Source organism: Escherichia sp. MOD1-EC6162 (assembly GCF_002965125.1).
In the GTDB taxonomy this organism is placed as follows: domain Bacteria; phylum Pseudomonadota; class Gammaproteobacteria; order Enterobacterales; family Enterobacteriaceae; genus Escherichia; species Escherichia marmotae.
Map to the genome: position 1 here is coordinate 32,174 of NZ_PTSB01000032.1, position 17,424 is coordinate 49,597.

The window sequence follows — 17,424 nt, forward strand, 5'->3', positions numbered from 1 at the left end:
TTTATAAGGAATAATATCATGACAACCTCTTCGCATAATTCCACCACACCTTCTGTTTCCGTAACTACTGCATCAGGGAATAACCAGTCTCAACTGGTTGCCACTCCCGTCCCTGATGAACAGCGCATCAGCTTCTGGCCGCAGCACTTTGGCCTCATTCCACAGTGGGTGACCCTGGAGCCCCGCGTCTTCGGCTGGATGGACCGTCTGTGTGAAGACTACTGCGGTGGTATCTGGAATCTGTACACCCTGAACAACGGTGGCGCATTTATGGCCCCTGAACCGGATGACGATAATGACGAAACATGGGTACTGTTCAATGCCATGAACGGTAACCGCGCTGAAATGAGTCCGGAAGCCGCCGGCATTGCTGCCTGTCTGATGACGTACAGTCATCACGCCTGCCGTACGGAGTGTTATGCCATGACGGTTCATTATTACCGTCTGCGGGATTACGCCCTGCAACATCCGGAATACGACGCCATTATGCGCATCATTGACTGAAAGGGGCCGGAACAATGCAACAGATTTCCTTTCTGCCCGGAGAAATGACAACCAGAGAGCGCAGCCTCATTCAGCGGGCTCTGAAAACCCTGGACCGCCATCTTCATGAACCCGGCGTGGCCTTCACCTCCACGCATGCGGCACGGGAATGGCTGATTCTGAACATGGCAGGACTGGAGCGTGAAGAATTCCGGGTGCTGTATCTGAACAACCAGAATCAGCTGATTGCCGGTGAAACCCTCTTCACCGGCACCATTAACCGCACGGAAGTCCATCCCCGGGAAGTGATTAAACGCGCCCTGTACCACAATGCCGCTGCCGTGGTGCTGGCACACAATCACCCGTCCGGTGAAGTCACCCCCAGTAAGGCAGACCGGCTTATCACTGAGCGTCTGGTACAGGCACTGGCTCTGGTGGATATCCGGGTGCCGGACCATCTGATAATCGGTGGCAGCCAGGTTTTCTCCTTTGCGGAACACGGTCTGCTTTAACCCGTCACCGTCACAACCACATCACACCTGTTTTCACTTTTATCTTCTGTCTTCAGAGGTATCCCACCATGAAAATCATCACCCGTGGTGAAGCCATGCGTATTCACCGTCAGCATCCTGCATCCCGTCTTTTTCCGTTCTGCACCGGTAAGTACCGCTGGCACGGCAGTGCTGAAGCGTATACCGGTCGTGAAGTGCAGGATATTCCCGGTGTGCTGGCCGTGTTTGCAGAACGCCGTAAGGACAGTTTTGGCCCGTATGTCCGGCTGATGAGCGTCACCCTGAACTGAGTCTGGAAGGGCATTCAGATGAGCAGAATTATCGCCACCACCGGACCATTCTTAACCGATTTTCTGTGAGGATTTTATCGTGTCAGACACACTCCCCGGGACAACACTTCCCGACGACAATCACGACCGCCTCTGGTGGGGACTGCCCTGCACCGTGACGCCCTGTTTCGGGGCACGTCTGGTGCAGGAGGGTAACCGGTTGCATTACCTTGCCGACCGCGCCGGTATCAGAGGCTGGTTCAGCGATGCAGATGCGTACCACCTGGACCAGGCCTTTCCGCTGCTGATGAAACAACTGGAGCTCATGCTCACCAGCGGTGAACTGAATCCCCACCATCAGCATACCGTCAAGCTGTATGCAAAAGGGCTGACCTGCGAAGCCGACACCCTCGGCAGTTGTGGCTACGTTTATATGGCTGTTTATCCGACGCCCGAAACGAAAAAGTAAACCACCGGAATAATCGTCTGTTCCGGTCTGGTGCGCTACAGCACCACTCTCCTCAAAATTTAATCTCTCATATCAGGAAAATCTTCAGTATGAAAACATTACCCGATACACACGTACGGGAGGTATCGCGCTGCCCGTCTCCCGTCACCATCTGGCAGACACTGCTCACCCGACTGTTGGACCAGCATTACGGCCTCACACTGAATGACACACCGTTCGCTGATGAACGTGTGATTGAGCAGCATATTGAGGCCGGCATTTCACTGTGCGATGCAGTGAACTTTCTCGTTGAAAAATACGCCCTGGTACGTACCGACCAGCCGGGATTCAGCGCCTGTACCTGCTCTCAGTTAATCAACAGTATCGATATCCTCCGGGCACGCCGGGCAACCGGCCTGATGACACGCGACAACTACAGAACGGTAAATAACATTACCCTGGGTAAACATCCGGGGGCGAAACAATGAAACTGGCCCTGACGCTGGAGGCAGACAGCGTTAACGTGCAGGCGCTTAACATGGGGCGCATTGTCGTTGACGTCGATGGTATTAAGCTCGCTGAACTGATTAACAAAGTCGCTGAAAACGGTTATTCACTCCGCGTGGTGGATGAACGTGACGCTACCGAAACACCGGCAACTTCTGCCAGCCCTCATCAGTTGCCGGAAGACAATACAGTGATACAGAGCGTGATGCCATTAACTACTGAAACAGCGCTGGATATCCTCATTGCGTGGCTGCAGGACAATATTGACTGCGAATCGGGAATTATCTTTGACAACGATGAGGATAAAACGGATTCGGCAGCACTGTTGCCCTGTATTGAACAGGCCAGGGAGGATATCCGTACCCTGCGCCAACTGCAGCTTCTGCAACAGAACCGGTGAGTCTTACTCACCAGACTTCATTCCACTGACGCCAGCCTGAATACGGCTGGCGTTTTCGTTTATAAACCAAAAGGGAAACCGATAATGTCAAACATCACAATCTCCCATCCGGAAGTGGTCACCGGGCATACGGACGTTATCTGCTCCACCAGTATCCGACACGTTGTGACGGTACGGAATGCAGCACTGCAACAAACCGAAACGCTTATCCGGCAACTGACTGAAATCTCAGTACTGACAAAAAGCATTGGTGGTAAAAGCGCCCGGGACTGGGCGATGAAACAGGATTTTCGCTGTGGCTGCTGGCTGATGGAGAAACCGGAAACCGCAATGAAAGCCATCACACGCAATCTTGATCGCGAACTCTGGCGTGACCTGATGCAACGTTCCGGGATGCTGTCATTAATGGATGCGCAGGCCCGTGATACATGGTACCGGTCACTGGAGTACGATAATTTTCCGGAAATCAGTGAAGCGAACATTCTGAGCACATTTGAACAACTGCACCAGAATGAGGATGAGGTGTTTGAGCGAGGGGTGATCAACGTCTTCAGAGGGCTGAGCTGGAATTACAAAACCAATTGCCCCTGCAAATTTAGCAGTAAAATTATCGTCAACAACCTGGTGAGGTGGGACCGGTGGGGGGGGCATCTTATCACCGGGCAACAGGCAGATCGACTTGCCGATCTGGAAAGAATGCTACACCTGTTCAGCGGCAAACCGATCCCCGACAACCGGGAAAACATCACTATTCATCTGGATGAGCACATCCGCTCTGTTCAGGGTAAAGAGTGCTATGAAGATGAGATGTTCAGAATTAAATACTTTAAGAAAGGCTCCGCGCACATCAAGTTCAGGAAACCAGAACTGGTTGACAGGCTGAATGATATTATTGCGAAATACTATCCGGAAACCTTATCGTCCGTTTAACCCAAAGCACAGACTCAGTACATACACAAAAACATTCTGATAAATCTGGCGTCATTCAGAGCAAAAAAACATGTTTTCCAGATTATTTGTAAAAAAACATACTCCAGCTATGGTGGCAGGTGGCCTGGTATTTCTGTTCATTGTTCTGCTGACATTTTTCTGGAAAAAAGCAGAGCTGGTGAATGACAGCCAGATCAGAGCTAATTTCGCACTTGGCTATATAGAAAACATTCTCAATCAGAACAACAGCATCAGCCCGGAAGCAGAACATTTGCTTCTGAATAACTGTAACGCAGATACTCAGCGTGAATTAAGCAATCTGCTGCTGAAGCGCCCCCAACTTCGTGCACTGAGCCTGGCAAAACAAGAGGCTGTATTTTGCAGCACCCACCCCGGTTTGCCTGTCGGTCCGGTTGCTGAAAAGGAACGATGGCGGCACGATATGCTGATTCGTTTTCCTGAAGATACAGGTACTCTGCCCTGGCTCCTGTTAAAAACACCTTACAAAAACGGTACGGTCATTACCGCCACGGATTATTATTTTATTCAGGACATCATCTCTGTGGTTCATGCGGTTCCTGCAATACAATTCCGTTTGGGAAACACGGTCCTGTCAGCCAGCGGAAAAAATGTCACTCTGCCCCCGAACGACAGCGGCATACAAAAAGAAAGTCATTCAAAAAAATATCCGTTCTCCTTGATTTATATCATCCCGGTGAAAATGCAACTTACCTACGCCTGGAAACAGGCCTGGTATATGTTTCCTGTTGCCATCTTCAGTGGAATACTCACAGCCTTTCTGCTGTCCCGACGTCGTCCATCTTCCCCGCTCGATATGCTGAAAAATGCACTTGCTCACGGAGAGTTCAGACCTTATTTTCAACCCATCATTTCCGCTAAAAATCACCAACTGACTGGCTGCGAAGTACTGATTCGCTGGCATCACCCCGTCAGCGGGATTATCCCACCAGATCAGTTTATCCCGCTGGCAGAGTCCACCGGATTAATTGCCCCGATAACGCAACAGTTGATGTCTCAGGTCGAACATAGCCTTAATTCTGTTGCAGATTTTTTACCCGATCAATTTCATATTGGGATCAATATTTCACCAGCGCATTTTCTGTCCCCGAGACTGGAAGATAGCTGTATGAAGTTTCTATCCACCTTCCCGAAAGGGAAAGTGAAACTGGTTCTGGAACTGACAGAACGAAACCAGCTATCCGTCACAGCAGAATCAAAAGCGTTATTTGCGAAATTACATCAACAAGGAGTATTGTTCGCACTGGATGATTTTGGCACGGGTTATGCGACTCACAGCTACCTGCAGTCGTTTCCTGTCGATTACATCAAACTCGATAAAGGGTTTGTACAAATGGTCGGAGTGGATGAAATCTCCGGGCATATAGTAGAAAATGTTATTGAGCTGGCTCGTCGGTTATGTATTGATATCATTGCCGAAGGCATTGAAACCGAATCACAGGAGTTGTTCATGACAGAGAAAGGAAGCAGCTATCTGCAGGGATACCGCTATGCACCTCCACTACCCGCTGAACAGTTTATTGCTGAGTGGGTATACAACAGCAGAAACGGCAAAAACCAGAGATAACACATACTGAAATGGACCAGGATATGCGTCCCTCTTTTCACCTCATCTCCCAATTCCCGGGTTTGATTCCTTTTTCGCAGCAAAAGGGACTGAGGGTACAAAAGAGGGTACATTTCTCGCCAAACCAAACAAATCAGATTTACATCAACATGATAGAAGCAATTTTCGATTCCGAGTCCGGCACCACTATTCATAAGGCCTCGCTGAAAAGCGGGGCTTTTTCTTTTTCTGGCTACGGTAAATTTCTGGCCGTTGCTACATGTTATTTGCGTGCTGTATTTCTCGCCATTTTCGACGATGTTTGTTGCTTTATACACACCAATACATGCAGGCGCTCACAGTGATATTCTGTTAATTATCACTCCCTGACGTTCCCCCTGATTGTGCGGCAATCGGCTCGCCACCAGCGGCATTCTCATTTTTTACAGACGTCAACATTTTCCTTATTAATCCATTAAATCGTCGTGACCGTTACGGCTGTTTAGGTGCCAAAGCTGAAAGTTCTGCTTTGAGTTCTGCACTTAATGCCGGGTCCAGCAAAATGTTTTCCAGTTCTTTACGGAACGTCTGGTTATCCAGAAGGTTCGCTTTTAAATCACGAAGTAAATTACGCATGGAAAGCATGGCTTTTAGCTGAGGTATTTGTCGGGATACCTGTTCCGGGGAGAAATCCTTTATGCTCTGAAATGTCAACCTGATGCTGTCTTCGCTACCGTCATCAGCAAGTGTGTTATTAACGATAAGATTTACTTTTGGGGAATAGTCTGAAAGGACTGCATCAAAATTATTTTTGTTAAGATTAACTTTTTTACGCTCAGATAATGGCGCGGATTCCTGACCATTACTAAAATCACCCGCAACCAGTAACTTCAGGGGTAATTCTGTTTTTTTACTCGCCCCCCCTGTATGCAGTTCTAATTTCAGATTAATACGGGCCTTTGGTATCTCCCGCTGGAAACTGTCACTCATAATCCCCTCACGCAATTCAGTTAAAGTCAAATTAATCATAATACTTATTTAACCGGATACTAAGGCAATGGCGAAATCAAAAAAACAATACAGATCAATACATTGAGAATAAAAACAATGGGAATGTTGCCAGACAATAAAAATAAGCACAGCGATATCAAGCAATTAAAAACGTCTTTATAAATATTCCTAATTGTATTTTTATTATGTGCTTTTATTTTTTCATTACCCGCACAACCTGTTAACAGACAGGCGGTACATCGTGCGAAACGTTGACTTACCTGGCTTCATACTACTGGCAAAGTTATTCTGATAGCCCCGCTTACTTTGCCTTACTGATTCATAAGCATTCACCGCCATCCTTATCCAACACTCAGACCATCCCAGTTTCTACAGGCCTCACCATTGGCGGAAGAGATTTTATTTTAGGTAAGCGCAAATTTGCATTACAGCATATTCAGGCCTACACCCGAATAGCCTGATTAACCATAAAATATTGACGCAGCGCAGCATATTGACTATTCCTTGAACTTATATTCATACATTGTAATAGCACAGTAAATGTAGGATCTTATGCATAACGGAGTATTTATGACTTTTAAGCGTTTGGTTGTTATTACCGCTATATCCTGTATGTATACCGGATTTGCATTTGCAACGAATGTCTCGTTGAATCCTGCCCAGGTAGAACATCTGAATAACGTCATTCATCGTGAGGTAAAAGGGAAGAATGACCGTAATTTTGCCTATACAAACTGGACTGAAGCTCAACGCGTAGCCGAATTTATTTGCCGACCGCTGGCACTGAAAGAACTACAGAAGCAGTACACCGACGTAGATAAGGTTATTCTCGATCAGGGAAAACATAATATGCAGCGCCTGGTCTCACCTGCGCTCCTGACGGGCAATGGTCAGTACCGTCGGGGGATTAACTGGACGACTTTTCACTACGCATGTGAACTGTCAGTGAAAACCGGAGAGGCTATAGGGTTCAGATTGTTGAACAACAAAACCCTGACCATGGCTCCGGGACCCGTTATTCGTCCCGGGAGGCTAAGCCAGTGAAAAATATTCTTACCGCATTTCTCATCATCACTCTCCCGGCGTTCTCTGCCACGGCGGCCAGTTTTGATTGTCGGCAGTCCCACAGTGCGGATGAAAAAGCAATTTGTTCATCACATAGCCTGAATGATTTGGACGTGGAGTTGAGTGTTAAATATCAATTCCTTCATGGACTTTACGCGATGGGAGCCGCCGGGGAACTGCATGACTCACAGGTACTGTGGCTGGCTGAACGACGCCGGTGTGGTAGCGATACAACCTGCCTGAGAAAAGCATACAAACAGCGATTAAAAACTTTAAACCATCTTTATGACGCGATTAATAAACCACTCTGAATCTGAAGTGGACTGTTGGTTGCCGGAGGTGCCTTTCTGCGAGGCACCTCCTTACCAGCGAGTATGGCGCAAAAGGGCCTGATGTTTGTCTCTCCATCAGCCCTTTCACTGAGCAAAATGTACGCTACAAAAATGAAGGATGGCCGGACGGAAGTGCTCTCTGGCATATGCGCAACCGATTCATCACGTGATAATCCCAATAATTATTTTTTATTTGGTAATAGTTTCCTTGAAAATATATGTACCAATAAATGCAATCTGGTCTGTTTTAATTCCACTGCCACCTGCAGAAATAATCAACCGGAAAACAATCTTGATATTTAATAGTCACTAATAAAACTTTATCATTCCCTTCTGCTTTATATGGAAATTGTCAACTGGTTAACTATACATAGCTTAAATAGTTGAATACGGAATATCACCACCATTACCGAGGTGTTTTATTTATAAATAACAGTGTCATGCGTCTCTTTTTTTACAATGAAACAATCAACCTCTGAATTGTTTTTTTGATTCAATAGTTAAGCGCGAAACATTTTAATCATTGATAAAAATCCTAAACTCCTTGTTCATAATGTAGGGCTGTGTTAAATAGGTGGGCAAAATTTGGTTCCCCCTTCTCGCCTGTAATATTGCAGTATCTTCGCACTTCCATGAGACATTGCGACTTAATAAGAGGGTGATAAGTCCTGGATAAGAGCATGGACTAACCATATTTTTATATTTATTAAATAATTTGTTATAACCCATTGATTTAATATTAATAATTTATTATGGGTTCGGGTTTGTTGTGACTGTGGCACTATTTCCGTGCAAAGGAGCTGATATGTCTGAAAGACATTTACCTGATGACCAGAGCAGTACTATCGATCCATATTTAATTACCTCTGTTCGCCAGACTCTGGCAGAACAAGGCGCAGCATTACAAAACTTGTCTAAGCAACTGGATCCCGTACAGTACCAACGAGTCCTTAATTTGATAATGAACTGTAAAGGACACGTTATTCTTTCGGGAATGGGTAAATCAGGGCATGTTGGTCGTAAAATGTCAGCGACACTGGCCTCTACTGGTACGCCGAGTTTCTTTATTCATCCGGCAGAGGCTTTCCATGGCGATCTCGGTATGATTACGCCTTATGATCTCCTGATCCTTATTTCCGCCAGCGGTGAAACGGATGAAATTCTGAAGCTAGTCCCTTCACTGAAGAATTTCGGCAACCGAATTATCGCCATTACCAATAATGGAAATTCCACGCTGGCGAAAAATGCTGATGCCGTGCTGGAACTTCACATGGAGAATGAAACCTGCCCGAATAACCTTGCACCAACAACGTCCACCACGCTGACCATGGCGATCGGAGACGCGCTGGCTATTGCCATGATCCACCAGCGTAAATTTATGCCGAATGACTTCGCGCGTTATCACCCGGGCGGTTCATTAGGTCGTCGCCTGCTGACCCGTGTTGCTGATGTTATGCAGCATGATGTTCCTGCGGTGCACCTGGATGCGTCGTTTAAAACCGTGATTCAACGTATCACCAGCGGTTGCCAGGGTATGGTGATGGTAGAAGACGCAGAAGGCGAGCTGGCGGGTATTATCACCGACGGTGACCTGCGTCGCTTTATGGAAAAAGAGGATTCTCTGACATCCGCCACGGCTGCGCAGATGATGACGCGTGAACCACTGACTCTACCGGAAGAAACCATGATCATCGAAGCGGAAGAAAAGATGCAAAAGCATCGAGTCTCAACGTTATTGGTGACCAACAAGGCGAACAAAGTCACTGGTCTTGTACGAATTTTCGACTAATGAAGCAACGGGAGGCGAGAGGCCAGCCCCCTCGCCTCCACTGAAACTCTGATAATCGTTACATGTTGATAAAATTGAAGTCTGCCGTATCCTGGATGCGTGCTCGTCTGTCTGCCATCTCACTGACAGATATCCAAAAACACCTGGCGAAAATCATCATTCTGGCACCGATGGCTGTGCTACTGATCTATCTGGCTATCTTCAGCCAGCCTCGTTATATGAGCGAGTCGAAAGTCGCCATTAAACGCTCGGATGATTTAAATAGCGGCAGCCTGAATTTTGGTCTGCTTCTGGGTGCCTCTAACCCCAGTTCCGCGGAAGATGCGTTGTATCTGAAAGAGTATATCAACTCGCCGGATATGCTGGCGGCGCTGGATAAGCAACTGAATTTTCGTGAAGCATTTAGCCACAGCGGGCTCGATTTTCTTAATCATCTTAGCAAGGATGAAACCGCAGAAGGCTTCCTGAAGTACTACAAGGACCGTATCAACGTTTCGTATGACGATAAAACCGGATTGCTGAATATTCAGACACAGGGCTTTAGCCCGGAGTTTGCGCTTAAATTTAACCAGACCGTGTTGAAAGAGTCAGAACGCTTTATCAATGAGATGTCGCATCGCATTGCGCGTGATCAACTTGCCTTTGCAGAAAGCGAGATGGAAAAAGCGCGCCAGCGTCTGGATGCCAGCAAAGCGGAACTGCTCTCTTATCAGGACAGCAATAACGTCCTGGATCCACAAGCCCAGGCTCAGGCGGCGAGCACGTTAGTAAATACGCTGATGGCTCAGAAGATCCAGATGGAAGCAGATCTGCGTAACTTGCTGACATATCTGCGTGAAGACGCCCCCCAAGTGGTGAGCGCGCGTAACGCGATTCAGTCATTGCAGGCACAAATCGATGAAGAAAAAAGCAAAATCACAGCGCCACAGGGTGACAAGCTAAACCGTATGGCGGTGGATTTTGAAGAAATCAAATCAAAAGTAGAGTTCAACACCGAGCTGTACAAACTGACCCTGACCTCCATTGAAAAGACCCGTGTAGAAGCGGCTCGTAAGCTCAAGGTGCTGTCTGTGATCAGTTCGCCACAGTTGCCGCAGGAATCGTCTTTTCCAAACATCCCTTATTTGATCGCCTGTTGGTTACTGGTGTGCTGCCTGCTGTTCGGCACCCTGAAGCTGTTGCTGGCTGTTATTGAAGATCACCGAGATTAACGCTGTCGCTGAATGAGTTTGTGATGAAATTATTTAAATCAATTTTACTGATTGCCGCCTGTCACGCGGCGCAGGCCAGCGCGGCCATTGATATTAACGCTGACTCAAACCTTACGGGGGCAGCACCACTGCCCGGTATTCTGAGTGGGCAGCAGTCGGATACACAAAACATGAGCGGCTTCGACAACACCCCACCGCCAGCACAGCCGGTGGTGATGAGTCGTATGTTTGGTGCTCAACTTTTCAACGGCACCAGCGCGGATAGCGGTGCAACGGTAGGATTCAATCCTGACTATATCCTTAATCCGGGCGATAGCGTTCAGGTCCGTTTATGGGGTGCGTTCACCTTTGATGGTGCGTTACAGATTGATCCCAAAGGCAATATTTTCCTGCCGAACGTTGGTCCGGTGAAAGTTGCTGGGGTTAGCAATAGCCAGTTGAACGCCCTGGTTACATCAAAAGTAAAGGAAGTGTACCAGTCCAACGTCAACGTCTACGCCTCCTTATTACAGGCGCAGCCAGTAAAAGTGTACGTTACCGGCTTTGTACGTAATCCTGGTCTGTACGGCGGCGTGACGTCCGACTCTTTACTGAATTATCTGATCAAGGCTGGCGGCGTAGATCCGGAACGCGGGAGCTACGTTGATATTGTGGTCAAGCGCGGCAACCGCGTGCGCTCCAACGTCAACCTGTATGACTTCCTGCTAAACGGAAAACTGGGGCTTTCGCAGTTCGCCGATGGTGACACCATCATCGTTGGGCCTCGTCAACATACGTTCAGCGTTCAGGGCGATGTCTTTAACAGCTACGACTTTGAGTTCCGCGAAAGCAGCATTCCTGTAACAGAAGCGTTGAGCTGGGCACGCCCTAAGCCTGGCGCAACTCACATTACGATTATGCGTAAACAGGGGCTGCAAAAACGTAGCGAATACTATCCGATCAGTTCTGCGCCAGGCCGTATGTTGCAGAACGGCGATACCTTAATCGTGAGCACTGACCGCTATGCCGGCACCATTCAGGTACGAGTTGAAGGCGCGCATTCCGGCGAACATGCCATGGTGCTGCCTTATGGTTCCACCATGCGTGCGGTTCTGGAAAAAATCCGTCCGAACAGCATGTCGCAGATGAACGCGGTTCAGCTTTATCGCCCATCAGTAGCTCAGCGTCAGAAAGAGATGCTGAATCTCTCGCTGCAAAAACTGGAGGAAGCGTCACTTTCTGCCCAGTCCTCCACCAAAGAAGAAGCCAGCCTGCGTATGCAGGAAGCGCAACTGATCAGCCGCTTTGTGGCAAAAGCACGTACTGTGGTCCCGAAAGGCGAAGTGATCCTCAACGAGTCCAATATTGATTCTGTTCTGCTGGAAGATGGCGACGTCATCAATATTCCGGAGAAAACATCGCTGGTTATGGTTCATGGCGAGGTGCTGTTCCCGAACGCGGTGAGCTGGCAGAAGGGGATGACCACCGAGGATTACATCGAGAAATGTGGTGGCCTGACGCAGAAATCGGGTAACGCCAGAATTATCGTCATTCGTCAGAACGGTGCAGCCGTCAACGCGGAAGATGTGGATTCACTCAAGCCGGGCGATGAGATTATGGTTCTGCCGAAATATGAATCGAAAAACATTGAAGTTACCCGTGGTATTTCCACCATCCTCTATCAGCTGGCGGTGGGTGCAAAAGTGATTCTGTCTTTGTAAGGAGTTGAAATGAGCAAAGCAGTTATTGTCATTCCGGCTCGTTATGGCTCATCGCGCCTGCCGGGTAAGCCGCTACTTGATATTGTTGGCAAACCGATGATCCAGCATGTTTACGAGCGTGCGTTACAGGTGGCGGGCGTCGCAGAAGTTTGGGTGGCAACTGACGACCCGCGTGTTGAACAGGCCGTACAGGCGTTTGGCGGGAAAGCCATTATGACGCGTACCGATCATGAATCCGGCACCGATCGGCTGGTCGAGGTGATGCATACGGTGGAAGCAGATATCTACATTAACTTGCAGGGCGATGAACCAATGATTCGTCCGCGGGATGTAGAAACACTGTTACAAGGAATGCGTGACGATCCCGCGTTGCCGGTGGCAACACTATGCCACGCGATTTCTGCCGAAGAAGCGACGGAGCCAAGCACAGTAAAAGTGGTTGTGAATACCCGCCAGGATGCGCTTTATTTCAGCCGCTCACCGATCCCGTATCCGCGTAATGCTGAAAAAGCGCGTTACCTGAAACACGTCGGTATTTACGCTTATCGTCGCGATGTGCTGCAAAACTACAGCCAGTTGCCGGAGTCCATGCTGGAGCAGGCGGAATCACTGGAGCAGCTACGGTTGATGAACGCGGGGATCAACATTCGCACGTTTGAAGTTGCCGCAACAGGTCCGGGCGTCGACACCCCTGCATGTCTTGAAAAAGTGCGCACCCTGATGGCACAGGAACTGGCTGAAAACGCATGATTGGCATTTTCTCGTCTGGCATCTGGCGTATTCCGCATCTGGAGAAATTTCTGGCGCAACCGTGCCAGAAACTTTCTCTGCTGCGCCCTGTTCCGCCAGAAGTTGATGCTATCGCCGTGTGGGGACATCGCCCCAGCGCGGCGAAACCAGTCGCCATCGCCAAAGCAGCGGGAAAACCGGTCATCCGTCTGGAAGATGGATTTGTGCGTTCGCTGGATCTTGGCGTCAATGGCGCACCGCCGCTTTCTTTGGTGGTAGATGATTGCGGCATTTACTACGATGTCAGCAAGCCTTCGGCGCTGGAGAAACTGGTACAGGATAAAGCCGGAAATGCGGCATTGGCTGATCAGGCCAGAGAAGCGATGCACACCATCGTGACCGATGATTTGTCGAAATATAATCTGGCGCCTGCGTTTGTGGCTGATGAGTCAGAACATTCAGACATCGTTCTGGTTGTCGATCAGACATTTAATGATATGTCAGTGACGTATGGTAATGCGGGTCAGCATGAGTTTGCCGCCATGCTGGAGGCCGCGATTGCGGAAAATCCTCAAGCGACAATTTGGGTGAAGGTGCACCCAGATGTACTGGAAGGAAAGAAAACAGGTTATTTCGCCGATCTGCGCGCCACGCAACGAGTACGTTTAATTGCCGAGAATGTCAGCCCGCAGTCGCTGTTGCGACACGTTTCCCGAGTTTACGTCGTGACCTCCCAGTACGGCTTTGAAGCCTTGCTGGCAGGAAAACCGGTGACATGCTTCGGCCAGCCCTGGTATGCAGGCTGGGGCTTAACGGACGATCGTCATCCGCAGTCGGCGTTGTTATCTGCCCGACGCGGTTCAGCCACACTGGAAGAACTTTTTGCCGCTGCATACCTGCGTTACTGTCGCTATATCGATCCGCAAACGGGAGCAGTAAGCGATCTGTTTACCGTGCTGCAATGGCTGCAATTACAACGCCGACATCTGCAACAGCGTAATGGCTATTTATGGGCGCCAGGCTTAACGCTGTGGAAGTCAGCGATCCTGAAACCTTTCTTGCGTACCGCGACAAACCGGCTGAGTTTTTCACGTCGCAGCCCTGCGGCGACCGCTTGCGTGGTATGGGGTGTAAAGGGAGAGCAGCAATGGCGAGCCGAAGCGCAGCGAAAATCACTGCCGTTATGGCGAATGGAAGATGGTTTTCTGCGTTCATCCGGACTTGGCTCTGACCTGCTGCCACCGCTATCGCTGGTGCTGGATAAACGCGGGATCTACTATGACACCACGCGCCCCAGCGACCTGGAAGTGCTGCTGAATCATAGCCAGCTAACGCTGGCGCAGCAGATGCGAGCTGAAAAATTACGCCAGCGACTGGTTGAAAGCAAACTGAGCAAGTACAACCTGGGAGCCGATTTCTCTCTACCAGACGAAGCTAAAGGTAAAAAAGTTATCCTGGTGCCGGGTCAAGTAGAGGACGATGCCTCTATTAAAACAGGCACTGTCTCGATTAAGAGCAACCTTGAGCTATTACGCACAGTACGCGAGCGTAATCCGCACGCCTACATTATTTATAAACCGCACCCGGATGTACTGGTGGGGAATCGCAAGGGCGATATTCCGGCAGAACTGGCTGCTGAACTAGCTGATTATCAGGCACTGGATGCAGATATTATTCAATGCATTCAGCGCGCAGATGAAGTGCATACCATGACGTCACTGTCGGGGTTTGAAGCGTTATTACATGGCAAGCACGTACATTGTTACGGCCTGCCCTTCTATGCCGGTTGGGGTTTAACCGTCGATGAACATCGCTGCCCGCGCCGCGAACGAAAATTAACTTTAGCGGATCTGCTATATCAGGCGTTGATTGTTTATCCAACCTATATCCACCCAACACGGCTACAACCTATTGCGGTTGAAGAAGCGGCGGAATATTTGATCCAGACGCCGCGCAAGCCGATGTTTATTACCAGAAAAAAAGCGGGGCGAGTAATACGCTATTACCGCAAATTAATTATGTTCTGCAAGGTCAGATTTGGCTAAACAATTTCATAGTTGACTATTACGCAAATCATTTATGCAAGGTAATGCACTAACCGTTTTATTATCCGGTAAAAAATATCTGCTATTGCAGGGGCCGATGGGACCCTTTTTCAGTGATGTTGCCGAGTGGCTAGAGTCATTAGGCCGTAACGCTGTGAATGTTGTCTTCAACGGTGGGGATCGTTTTTACTGCCGCCATCGACAATACCTGGCTTACTACCAAACGCCGAAAGAGTTTCCCGGATGGTTACGGGATCTCCACCGACAATATGACTTTGATACCATCCTCTGCTTTGGTGACTGCCGCCCATTACACAAAGAAGCAAAACGCTGGGCAAAGTCGAAAGGGATCCGCTTTCTGGCATTTGAAGAAGGATATTTACGCCCGCAATTTATTACCGTTGAAGAAGGCGGAGTAAACGCATATTCATCGCTACCGCGCGATCCAGATTTTTATCGTAAGTTACCAGATATGCCTGCGCCGCACGTTGAGAACTTAAAACCTTCAACGATGAAACGTATAGGCCATGCGATGTGGTATTACCTGATGGGCTGGCATTACCGTAATGAGTTCCCTCGCTACCGCCACCACAAATCGTTTTCCCCCTGGTATGAGGCTCGTTGCTGGGTTCGTGCATACTGGCGCAAGCAACTTTACAAGGTAACACAGCGTAAGGTATTACCGAGGTTAATGAACGAGTTGGATCAACGTTATTATCTTGCTGTTTTGCAGGTATATAACGATAGCCAGATTCGTAACCACAGCAATTATAACGATGTGCGTGACTATATTAATGAAGTCATGTACTCATTTTCGCGTAAAGCGCCGAAAGAAAGTTATTTGGTGATCAAACATCATCCGATGGATCGTGGCCACAGACTCTATCGACCATTAATTAAGCGGCTAAGTAAGGAATATGGCTTAGGTGAGCGAGTCATATACGTGCACGATCTCCCGATGCCGGAATTATTACGCCACGCAAAAGCGGTGGTGACGATTAACAGTACGGCGGGGATCTCTGCACTGATTCATAACAAACCACTCAAAGTGATGGGCAATGCCCTGTACGACATCAAAGGATTGACGTATCAAGGGCATTTGCACCAGTTCTGGCAGGCCGAGTTTAAACCGGATATGAAACTGTTTAAGAAGTTTCGGGGGTATTTATTGGTGAAGACGCAGGTTAATGGGGTTTATTATGGGGATATGATTTTTAACAAGATAAAACAGGATAAATATTTTCAAAGCTTGTCGCGTCAAGTATGAAATATAATAATAAACAACACCCACAAGCCAAGTTAAAAATCCAAGATATAATTTTGTTATTATCTATAAATGATATAAGTATAATCTATATACTAATAAGTTATTTTTGAAGAAAATTTATTTTATTAGTACTCACACGAAAACATGACGAAATTATTCGCATTACACATTTATAATCATCAAATATGAAAATATTGTTACTATCATCACTCCTCAATAAGTTTATCTAAAGGAATGTAATATAATTGAGCAAATCTTTTTTTATGATCCCCCAGAGCATACATGATAACCAATGATTTTGATTTGCTATCAATCGCTAAACCTTCAGGTTCCCAATGTTTTTCTTTACCACTTTTAAGAGAATCTTTTTTTCCTACTGTTACATTATTAAATTTTCTTACAAGCTCTCCTTTTAACGTGTAAATATAGATTCTATTGCTTTCTTTATTTCTCCCCCCACTCAATAAGTATATATATTTATTATCAGCGGTAATGGCTTGCAATACATAATTATCATTAGTTAGACCTGCATCGATAAACCATTCTACATTTTGGTCTGATGAAATATCACTCTCGATTCGAAAATTAACTTCTTCACTATTATAAACTCGTAATAAGTCTCTACCATTCAACTTACTTCTTACTATTAAATATTTAGCATCCGAGGTTAAAACAGGCATTGTACTAACACGAGTATTATATGGCCTATCGAATATTTTTATAATTTTCGTCTCATAAGGAAAAGAAAAATCATTGTATTTAAAATATGTAACAAACCATCCTTTGTTGGCAAAGGCATTTCCCGCAGATGCTATTATCCCCCCCTCAAGAGGATCAAACCCAATTCCTTGATGCCCAATAAATTCAGTGGGTTTTTGAAATGACGATGCTACAGCTTTTCTTTTTTTGTTGTTAATGAGAATCTATTTATAACTCCTTTTTCGGGTTTCCCTGTGGTATGTAAAGTATAAATATCAGAACTAAATCTATCAATCGCGACTCCTTGAACAATATTATTTTTACCCTCACCATCCCTATATAATCTCACTTTTCTCGCAACAATATCATCATTTAAATGAGAAATAAAATTAGCCAAAGATATATTGGTTGCAGATGATGAATTATGCAACAACATTAATAT

18 protein-coding genes and 2 pseudogenes are annotated in these 17,424 nt (G+C 47.3%); 17 read left to right on the forward strand and 3 right to left on the reverse strand.

The window, feature by feature from the left end; all coding sequences use genetic code 11:
• The first annotated feature begins 18 nt into the window (after window positions 1-18).
• The 9 genes and pseudogenes from A9587_RS20305 to A9587_RS20345 all read left to right on the forward strand — a co-directional run bounded on the left by A9587_RS20305 (window position 19) and on the right by A9587_RS20345 (window position 5,155).
• Window positions 19-504, forward strand: a complete 486-nt coding sequence (locus A9587_RS20305) for an antirestriction protein (RefSeq protein ID WP_053272402.1) — start codon at window positions 19-21, stop codon at window positions 502-504.
• Between the two features lie 14 nt (window positions 505-518).
• A complete protein-coding gene (locus A9587_RS20310) occupies window positions 519-995 on the forward strand; it encodes a JAB domain-containing protein (RefSeq protein ID WP_053272401.1) in 477 nt (158 codons plus the stop codon).
• A gap of 68 nt (window positions 996-1,063) precedes the next feature.
• Window positions 1,064-1,285, forward strand: a complete 222-nt coding sequence (locus A9587_RS20315; RefSeq protein WP_000692345.1) for a DUF987 domain-containing protein — start codon at window positions 1,064-1,066, stop codon at window positions 1,283-1,285.
• 79 nt (window positions 1,286-1,364) lie between these two features.
• Complete coding sequence (locus tag A9587_RS20320; RefSeq protein ID WP_105263802.1) at window positions 1,365-1,733, forward strand: type IV toxin-antitoxin system YeeU family antitoxin; 369 nt, start codon at window positions 1,365-1,367, stop codon at window positions 1,731-1,733.
• An 89-nt stretch (window positions 1,734-1,822) separates the two neighbouring features.
• Complete coding sequence (locus A9587_RS20325) at window positions 1,823-2,200, forward strand: TA system toxin CbtA family protein (protein ID WP_105263803.1); 378 nt, start codon at window positions 1,823-1,825, stop codon at window positions 2,198-2,200.
• Window positions 2,197-2,373: pseudogene (locus A9587_RS20330) on the forward strand (DUF5983 family protein); the annotation flags it as partial. The gene A9587_RS20325 and the pseudogene A9587_RS20330, both read left to right, overlap by 4 nt.
• A 48-nt stretch (window positions 2,374-2,421) precedes the next feature.
• Window positions 2,422-2,619, forward strand: a complete 198-nt coding sequence (locus A9587_RS20335; protein WP_089675113.1) for a DUF957 domain-containing protein — start codon at window positions 2,422-2,424, stop codon at window positions 2,617-2,619.
• A gap of 84 nt (window positions 2,620-2,703) precedes the next feature.
• Window positions 2,704-3,549, forward strand: coding sequence for a DUF4942 domain-containing protein (locus A9587_RS20340; protein WP_097291265.1), 846 nt, complete (start codon window positions 2,704-2,706; stop codon window positions 3,547-3,549).
• Window positions 3,550-3,619: 70 nt separating this feature from the next.
• Window positions 3,620-5,155, forward strand: a complete 1,536-nt coding sequence (locus A9587_RS20345; protein WP_061362221.1) for an EAL domain-containing protein — start codon at window positions 3,620-3,622, stop codon at window positions 5,153-5,155.
• Between the two features lie 471 nt (window positions 5,156-5,626).
• Here the strand turns inward: A9587_RS20345 and tssB are convergent, their stop codons facing one another.
• Window positions 5,627-6,124, reverse strand: coding sequence for a type VI secretion system contractile sheath small subunit (gene tssB / locus A9587_RS20355; RefSeq protein ID WP_016249187.1), 498 nt, complete (start codon window positions 6,122-6,124; stop codon window positions 5,627-5,629).
• 591 nt (window positions 6,125-6,715) lie between these two features.
• Here tssB and A9587_RS20360 point away from each other — a divergent pair.
• The 8 genes from A9587_RS20360 to A9587_RS20395 all read left to right on the forward strand — a co-directional run bounded on the left by A9587_RS20360 (window position 6,716) and on the right by A9587_RS20395 (window position 16,283).
• The gene (locus tag A9587_RS20360) at window positions 6,716-7,189 is read left to right on the forward strand and encodes a hypothetical protein (RefSeq protein WP_000143249.1); all 474 of its coding nucleotides are present in this window, start codon (window positions 6,716-6,718) and stop codon (window positions 7,187-7,189) included.
• On the forward strand, window positions 7,186-7,521 hold the full coding sequence (locus A9587_RS20365) for a lysozyme inhibitor LprI family protein (protein ID WP_000789899.1): 336 nt from the start codon (window positions 7,186-7,188) through the stop codon (window positions 7,519-7,521). The genes A9587_RS20360 and A9587_RS20365 overlap by 4 nt, the downstream gene beginning before the upstream one ends.
• Before the next feature lie 826 nt (window positions 7,522-8,347).
• Window positions 8,348-9,331, forward strand: a complete 984-nt coding sequence (locus tag A9587_RS20370) for a KpsF/GutQ family sugar-phosphate isomerase (RefSeq protein WP_001325875.1) — start codon at window positions 8,348-8,350, stop codon at window positions 9,329-9,331.
• Between the two features lie 62 nt (window positions 9,332-9,393).
• Entirely contained in the window at window positions 9,394-10,542 is a 1,149-nt protein-coding gene (locus tag A9587_RS20375) for a capsule polysaccharide transporter (protein WP_000905744.1), read from the forward strand.
• Between the two features lie 23 nt (window positions 10,543-10,565).
• Window positions 10,566-12,242 (forward strand): polysaccharide biosynthesis/export family protein, encoded by a 1,677-nt coding sequence (locus A9587_RS20380; protein WP_001325876.1) that lies wholly within the window; start codon window positions 10,566-10,568, stop codon window positions 12,240-12,242.
• 9 nt (window positions 12,243-12,251) lie between these two features.
• Window positions 12,252-12,992, forward strand: a complete 741-nt coding sequence (gene kdsB, locus A9587_RS20385) for a 3-deoxy-manno-octulosonate cytidylyltransferase (RefSeq protein ID WP_105224370.1) — start codon at window positions 12,252-12,254, stop codon at window positions 12,990-12,992.
• The gene (locus A9587_RS20390) at window positions 12,989-15,016 is read left to right on the forward strand and encodes a capsular polysaccharide biosynthesis protein (protein WP_105263805.1); all 2,028 of its coding nucleotides are present in this window, start codon (window positions 12,989-12,991) and stop codon (window positions 15,014-15,016) included. The genes kdsB and A9587_RS20390 overlap by 4 nt, the downstream gene beginning before the upstream one ends.
• A 34-nt stretch (window positions 15,017-15,050) precedes the next feature.
• Window positions 15,051-16,283, forward strand: a complete 1,233-nt coding sequence (locus A9587_RS20395; protein WP_105263806.1) for a capsule biosynthesis protein — start codon at window positions 15,051-15,053, stop codon at window positions 16,281-16,283.
• A gap of 206 nt (window positions 16,284-16,489) precedes the next feature.
• Here A9587_RS20395 and A9587_RS25220 read toward each other — a convergent pair whose 3' ends face one another.
• Together A9587_RS25220 and A9587_RS25225 are read right to left on the reverse strand one after the other, a co-directional pair.
• A complete protein-coding gene (locus A9587_RS25220) occupies window positions 16,490-17,206 on the reverse strand; it encodes a phage baseplate protein (protein ID WP_336595937.1) in 717 nt (238 codons plus the stop codon).
• A pseudogene (locus A9587_RS25225) lies at window positions 17,173-17,424 on the reverse strand (hypothetical protein); the annotation flags it as partial. The pseudogene A9587_RS25225 and the gene A9587_RS25220, both read right to left, overlap by 34 nt.